This window comes from Campylobacter canis (genome assembly GCF_045504005.1).
Lineage (GTDB): Bacteria > Campylobacterota > Campylobacteria > Campylobacterales > Campylobacteraceae > Campylobacter_A > Campylobacter_A canis.
Genome location: NZ_JBJJXH010000011.1, coordinates 40,771 through 47,869 on the forward strand (window position 1 = coordinate 40,771; position 7,099 = coordinate 47,869).

General features: G+C 38.3%; 7 protein-coding genes and 1 pseudogene. 5 read left to right on the forward strand and 3 right to left on the reverse strand.

Annotated features, from left to right (window positions below):
- Window positions 1–194 precede the first annotated feature (194 nt).
- The 5 genes from ACHJH3_RS10025 to ACHJH3_RS10045 all read left to right on the forward strand — a co-directional run bounded on the left by ACHJH3_RS10025 (window position 195) and on the right by ACHJH3_RS10045 (window position 6,126).
- Window positions 195–2,231 carry a TonB-dependent receptor plug domain-containing protein gene (locus tag ACHJH3_RS10025; protein WP_407064681.1) on the forward strand — a complete coding sequence of 679 codons (2,037 nt, stop codon included), beginning with the start codon at window positions 195–197 and terminating at the stop codon, window positions 2,229–2,231.
- 143 nt (window positions 2,232–2,374) lie between these two features.
- Window positions 2,375–3,418, forward strand: coding sequence for an ABC transporter substrate-binding protein (locus tag ACHJH3_RS10030; RefSeq protein WP_407064682.1), 1,044 nt, complete (start codon window positions 2,375–2,377; stop codon window positions 3,416–3,418).
- 81 nt (window positions 3,419–3,499) lie between these two features.
- Window positions 3,500–4,501, forward strand: coding sequence for a FecCD family ABC transporter permease (locus ACHJH3_RS10035; RefSeq protein ID WP_407064683.1), 1,002 nt, complete (start codon window positions 3,500–3,502; stop codon window positions 4,499–4,501).
- Complete coding sequence (locus tag ACHJH3_RS10040) at window positions 4,501–5,238, forward strand: ABC transporter ATP-binding protein (RefSeq protein WP_407064684.1); 738 nt, start codon at window positions 4,501–4,503, stop codon at window positions 5,236–5,238. Before ACHJH3_RS10035 ends, ACHJH3_RS10040 begins: the two co-directional genes overlap by 1 nt.
- 93 nt (window positions 5,239–5,331) lie before the next feature.
- Complete coding sequence (locus ACHJH3_RS10045) at window positions 5,332–6,126, forward strand: class I SAM-dependent methyltransferase (RefSeq protein WP_407064685.1); 795 nt, start codon at window positions 5,332–5,334, stop codon at window positions 6,124–6,126.
- 120 nt (window positions 6,127–6,246) lie between these two features.
- On the opposite strand, the gene ACHJH3_RS10050 is transcribed toward ACHJH3_RS10045, so the two are convergent.
- The 3 genes and pseudogenes from ACHJH3_RS10050 to ACHJH3_RS10060 all read right to left on the reverse strand — a co-directional run.
- Window positions 6,247–6,585, reverse strand: a complete 339-nt coding sequence (locus ACHJH3_RS10050) for a M15 family metallopeptidase (protein ID WP_407064686.1) — start codon at window positions 6,583–6,585, stop codon at window positions 6,247–6,249.
- Window positions 6,554–6,904 (reverse strand): hypothetical protein, encoded by a 351-nt coding sequence (locus ACHJH3_RS10055; protein WP_407064687.1) that lies wholly within the window; start codon window positions 6,902–6,904, stop codon window positions 6,554–6,556. The genes ACHJH3_RS10050 and ACHJH3_RS10055 overlap by 32 nt, the downstream gene beginning before the upstream one ends.
- Window positions 6,888–7,099, reverse strand: a pseudogene (locus ACHJH3_RS10060) (hypothetical protein); the annotation flags it as partial. The pseudogene ACHJH3_RS10060 and the gene ACHJH3_RS10055, both read right to left, overlap by 17 nt.

The window sequence follows — 7,099 nt, forward strand, 5'->3', positions numbered from 1 at the left end:
TTTACACTTATCCGTTTTTTAAAGTTGCCCTAAATTAAGCCGTTTTGCTCTCTAAAAATTTAAACTTCATTAAATAAATTTCAGTTTCTTTTAAATAACTCTTAAATAAAATTATTTTTATATATTTTATATTGCATTATATCTATATACGGTCTATTTAAAAATATAAAAATTAAATTTATATAGGAGTTGGGATGAAAAAGAGTGTATTAATAGCATGTAGTGTTGCTATTGCTTTGCATGCTCAAGTTTTTGAACTTGGGCAGGTTGAAGTTGTCTCAAGCGTTGAAGGTGTGCAAAAAAGCGACACGAATGTTGTTGTGATTGATACCGAAAAGATGCAAAAAGATGAGATCAAAAGACTCTTTCAAGTCGCTTACTCGACACCCGGTGTTTATGTGGATAAGAAAGGTCCAAGAGCTGAGCAGAATTTCTATATTCGCGGCTTTGACGCTAGGCGCGTGCCGCTATTTATAGACGGAATTCCCGTTTATATCCCGTATGACGGAAATGCGGATTTTGGTCGTTTTACCACCTTTGATCTAAGCCAAATCGTAATCTCAAAAGGCGCAAGCAGCGTGCTTTATGGTGCAAACACTATGGGCGGAGCGATAAATTTAGTATCCAAAAAGCCTACGCGCGAATTTGAAGGCAACATTGGATACGGGATTGAACTGGGTAAGAGCAAAGATACTTTCGGCAACAATGTGGATTTTAACTTGGGCTCGCGTCAAGAGATGTTTTATGTGCAAGCGGGCGGAAGCTTTATGGAGGATAGCGGTCAGCAGCTCTCAAGCGGTTTTGTTAAGGACATAAACGGCAATGAGGACGGCGAAAGACGTGAAAATTCCGTTCAAAGAGATAAGAAATTTAACATCAAATTCGGACTTACTCCAAACGAAGCTGACGAATACGCAATCGCTTATATAAATCAAAAAGGGGCAAAAGAGCAGCCGTTTTATGCAGGAAGATACAAAGGTTATAATCAAGCCAAGAGATACTGGGACTGGCCTAAGTGGGATAAAGAAGGGGTGTATTTCTTGTTTCACACTCAAATATCTGATAGTTTATATATCAAATCAAAGCTTTTTTACGACTCATTTAATAATTCTTTAAAAATTTACGGCGATAAAGCTATGAGTAAGCATGATGCAAAAAATGCTCCGAGCTATTATGATGATCACTCTTACGGCGGCGGGTTAGAGCTTGGCTGGGATATGAGCGATAAAAACAGTTTGAAATTCGCAACCGGCTACAAATATGACGTTCATAAAGAAAAAAACGATATATATAATGATGCGGGTGTAAAAATAGGAGAGGAACCTTGGCAAAAATCAGCCGATAAAACTTACTCTTTTGGTATTGAAAATACATACAAATTTACCGATATGACAAGGCTTATCCTAGGCGCAAGCTATGATACTAGAGATGCCGTAAGTGCGCAGGATTATATAGTCTTAAGAAAGCAGGGCGGAAGAGACGTGTATGGAATTTATGATTTTGAAGTCGGCAAACGTCACGCCTTTAACTATCAAGCGGCACTTAAACACAGCTTTGACGGAAGCGATGAGTTAAGTCTTAGCTTTGCTAAAAAGACATATTTTGCAAGTATGAAGGAGCGTTACTCAAAGAGATTTAACAGAAACGAGCCAAATCCTTACTTAAAGCCCGAAGTAGCAAATCACTACGAGATAGGATACCAAAGAAGCTTTGGGGAGAATTTGAGACTTGAAAGTGCCGTGTTTTATTCAAAAGTTAAAGACGCCATCGGCGAGCATGAAGTAACGGTGGGCGCAAATAAATTAAAGCAGGCTATAAACATAGACAAGGCCGAATACAAAGGCTTTGAACTTGGGGCTAATTATTTTGCAACTGGTAGCTTTGAGTTTGGCGGTAATTACACTTACATAAGCGCAAAATACAAAGATAGAAGCGATAAAATAGAAGATTTGCCAAGACACAAGGCGTTTGCTTATGTTGATTTTAAAATCGTGCCTAAATTTAGCTTGTATCTATCTCAATACATGAGTTCAAGCTTTTATTCAAAATCACAAGAGATAACCAAAATGGGCGGTTTTGGAGTGACAAATTTGAAATTTACATACAAACCAGCAGACAGCTTAAGCTTAGAAGCTGGAATTTCAAATTTGTTTGATAAAAACTACGAATATCGCGAGGGATTTCCTGAGGAAGGAAGGGTATTTTTCTCAAATATTCGATATAAATTTTAGTAGCAACCAAAGCTTTATCTTACAAACTTTCTAATAGCTAAAATTTGGGAGAGTTTTAAATTTTCCCAAATTAGTTTTAAAAATCTAAGCTTTTAACCGAAAATTTAGATTTTTAAAATAAACTACAACCACAAAGGATAAAAATGCTTAAGAAATTCTTGGTTTTTCTATTGTCGTTTTCTTTCGCTCTTGGTATGAGCGAGACTGAGATCAAAAGCTATATAGAGCAAAATAGCGATAATTACGAGCTTTTAAAGAGTGCTCCTGATAAAATTTACGCAAGCAGTCCCACGCTTCTTTACCTGCTTTATGCGTTAGCTCCGGAAAGGATCATCGGTTCAAATTTCGAGTGGAACGACTACGAGCGACCGTATATAAAAGAGTCCGTGCTTAATCAGCCCGTGGTCGGCGGATTTTTCGGGCAGGGTAAGATCCCAAATGTCGAGATGCTACTTCGCATAAATCCTGAGCTTATTCTCATAAACGCAAATTCTAAAAACAGCAAAAAGATGAAAGATGTCTTTGGCTCTATCAAAAAGCCGATGCTCTATCTTAGTGCTACAAGCCTAGAAGACTACGTGCAAAGCTTTGAAATTTTAGGTCATGTTATCGGCAAAGAGCAGCGAGCCAAAGAGCTTACTTTATACGCGCAAAATTCGCTGAATTTGACTGAGAAAATTGAAGCTTACATCGCTAAAAACGGTCTTAAAAAAGTTAGAATGTATTATGCGCAAGGCAAAGACGGTCTTTCAACCGAGTGTGAAGGCTCGTATCACGCTACGCTTATACCAAAAAGCGGAGGCGAAGTCGTGCATAAATGCGGTGAAGAAAATGCAAATTCTTACGGGCGAGTGAAGGTAAGCTTTGAGCAGGTTCTTAAGTATAATCCGGATATGATATTGATTTATGAGCGTGAGTTTTACGATAAAATTTACTCTGATCCCAAGTGGGCTTTGCTTGATGCGGTAAAAAACAAAAGAGTGTATTATATCCCAAGAGAGCCTTTTAGCTGGTTTGATCGTCCGCCTTCTTTTATGAGATTTTTAGGGATTAAATGGCTTATAAATTTAGCCTATCCCGACGCTTTTAAATTTGATATGGTAAGCCAAACCAAAGAGTTTTACAAGCTGTTTTTGGATATTTCGTTAAGCGACGAGCAGGCGATGAAAATTTTGGGACAAAAATGAAGATAATATATGAGCTTGGGCTAAAATTTGCACAAATTCATCTTTTGGCTGGTCTTTTGAGTGTAAAATTAGCGAGCATTGATGAGTAAAAAAGCGTTTTTGTTTTTGCTCTTTTTGCTGCTTTCTTGTGTTTTTGCTTCGCTTTTGCTTGGCAAATACGGCTTTAGCGCAAACGAATACATAGCTTACTTTAAGACACTTTTAAGCGGTAAGGATCTTAAAGAATTTGAGATCATGCACACGCTACTAAGTGAAATTCGCCTGCCTAGAATTTTAGCCTGCTTGCTGATCGGTGCTAGCCTTGCGATTTCAGGCGCTGCATATCAGGCGATGTTTGTAAATCCTCTCGTTTCGCCTTCGATACTTGGCGTGCTGGCGGGTGCGGGCTTTGGAGCGGCTCTTGGGATGTTCTTTCGCTTAAGCGACGTGCTGGTTCAGCTTAGCACCTTTGCCTTTGGCTTTTTGGCGGTTATCTTTTCACTGCTTATTTCGGCTCTTTATTCGCGGCAAGGAAGCGTTATAGTGCTGGTTCTTGGCGGTGTTATAAGCGGCTCGTTGTTTTCTTCGTTGCTTTCGGTTTTAAAATACGCCGCAGATCCAAACGACAGTCTGCCTAGCATTACTTATTTTTTAATGGGAAGCCTTGGCTTTGCTTCAAAAAGCTTTATGCAAATTTCGATTTTGCCGATGTTTGCGGGCATCATCTTGCTTGCGTTTTGCAGTAAATATCTAAACGCATTAAGCCTTGGCGAAGAGGAGGCAAAAAGCCTTGGCATAAATGTGCTGAGAGTTAAAATTTTTGTTATCTTGGTAGCTACTTTTATAAGCGCTCTAAGTGTCACGATCGCTGGGATAATTGGCTGGATCGGGCTTATAGTCCCACACATCGCACGGTTTGTTTATGGTGCGGATAACAGAGCCGTTTTAGTAAGCTCGGCAATGATCGGTGCGATCTTTTTGCTCTTTTGCGATAGCTTTTCGCGACTTATTTTTACCTTTGAAATTCCTATCGGTATAGTGACATCGCTTTTTGGAATTCCGATGTTTGTTATCATCTTGCGCCACGCTAAAAAGGGCTTTTGATGTTGATAGAGGTTAGAAATTTAAGTTTTGCTTATAAAGAGCGCACTATACTTGATAACATAAGCTTTGGTATAGACGAAGGAGATACTTTAAGCATTTTGGGTGCAAACGGAAGCGGCAAAAGCACTCTGCTTCGCATAATGCTCGGGTTTTTGAAATTTAAAGGCGAAGTTTTAATTACCGGCAAAAGTGTGAGGAAATACTCTAAAAATTCGCTCGCAAGCCTTATAGCTTACGTGCCTCAAACTCATGCGCCTTCATACGAATACACCGTATTTGATGTGGTTTTAATGGGGGCGCTTTGTAGGACGCCGATGTTTTCAAATTTTGCCAAAAGAGATAAAATTTTAGCCGAGCAGGCGCTTGATAAGATGGGAATTTTAAAGCTTAAGGACGAGCCATATACTCGCGTAAGCGGTGGTGAGAGGCAGCTTGCTTATATCGCGCGCACGTTAGTTCAAGGCGCAAAGGCGATATTTATGGATGAGCCTACCAACGGGCTTGACTTTGGAAATCAGATAAAGCTTTTGGAGATGATAAAGACACTAAAAGATGAGGGATATACTTTCGTTCAGACTACGCACCATCCAAGGCACGCGAAATTTGTCTCGAATTTAGTGCTATTTTTAAAAGATGGCAAAATTTTAAACTTCGGCAGTGGCAAAGAGCTGATAAACGCTCAAAATATAGATAAAATTTACGGGGTAAATTACGAGAAGTATAAAGATAATCTTTAGTTTGCTTTAAAATGCAAATTTGTATCTTGCAATATGGCTTGTCTTGATACGGCTTGATTTGATAAATTTGTATAAAATTTCAAAGGATTTATGATGATACTACCTTCAAACTACGATAAAATCGACTTTAACGAGCTTTATAAAGCTCAGCGAGCCAAAAGCTCGTTTGGCTCAAAAAGCGTAGAGGACTGGGATAATAAAGCAGCAGGAATGAACGAGAGCGTGCATGATAGCATTTATATCGATGAGTTTTTAAGCAGAGTTGATTTTAACGGCGTTGAAAGCGTGCTTGATTTTGCTTGCGGTCCGGGAACTTTGAGTCTAAAAGTATCACCTAAAGCAAAAAGCGTGTATGCTTATGACTACTCAAAAAACATGCTTAAATTTACCGAGCAAAATGCGGCTAAGTTAAATTTAACCAACATAAAAACCGAACAAAAGGCATTTGAAGATGACTGGAGCGATGTGCCGATCTGTGATATCGTATTTGCTTCGCGTTGCCTTGAGGTGGATGATCTGCGTGGCGCACTCGCTAAGCTCATCTCAAAGGCCAAAAAGGCTGTTTATATCACTTTTAAAGTAGGAGCAAGTTTCGTGGATGAGGAAATTTTACGAGCTATGCAAAAAGAGGTCGAGCCAAAGCCCGATTATATCTACCTTGTAAATATCTTGGCCCAGATGGGTTATCTGCCAAGGCTTGATTTTATAAAAAGCGAAAACAAGCATTCCGCCGCCGCAAGTGCAGAGGAGCTTATCAAAAAAGTAACTTGGGGTATAGGAAACGAGTTAAGCGATGTCGAAAAAGAGCGCTTAAGAAACTATTTTAACGAAGACTATGAACTTAAGAACGAGCCTATGATTTGGGCGTTTGTAAAAGTTGATGTCTGAAATTTGAGCTGTAAAATTTATTTAGATTTTAAAATAAAAGTCAAGTCCGATTTTGATAATAGATTGTGATTAGTTGATTGTAGCTATTGATAAATCGGTGTTTTGGAGTGTTTTATTTTTTTAGCAATTTCTTTCGAAGTGTGGAGTATCTATAAAACTTTTATAATTTCCGCCCCATTTATTTTCAGCCGATAAGCTTTCCCAATAATCACCTATTGCTTGTAGCTCTTGCTTTGAAGTTATATAATTGTTATCTTTAAATATATGTAAATCAATAGCACATCTTTTTAAGTGCATTGAATTAGATGTTTTTGATTTGCCTTGACTGATGTAAATTTCTTGCTGTTCTTTAGTTCTTTTGGCTTCGCCTACTCTTACATCGTAGTTATTATCGTAGAGGTAGTTTAGTAAGATAGCTAAGTCCTTACTAAAATTTTCTTGATGTTTTCCTAGTGTCATATTTAAATCTTATCTCGGTGTTAAGACTTTCAATATCTACCGCAGTGCCACCCGTTATACGTCTTAAAATTTCTTTATCGTTAGCGGTAAATTTAGATGTTAAAATTTTAAAAAGTAGTGTTTGATTAAAGCTATCGGCTTTAGCTTTTGCGTAAGCTAACTGCTGGTCTTTAGAGTGCATTATAAGCTCACGTTGCTTTAATGCTCCGTCAGCACGACTATAATATTGATTTGCGCTCTGCTGTGCGTTAAAAACAGTATTAGCACCATCAACAACAACTTTAGCGTATTTTATGCGCTCATCAATGAGAAGCACCAAATATTTTAGAGAACATACTTGCCTTAACGCCTTTTTTAAACTTTCTTAAAAGCCCCGTAGCTTTACCGACTAAAGGATTTAAAATAACACCTAAAAGGGCTATAAAACTTTCATCGAAGCTAAAAAGGGATTTTAAATATCTAACTATCGCACACATAACGGCTACGATAGCAACTTTTTTACTTTTACCTTTGT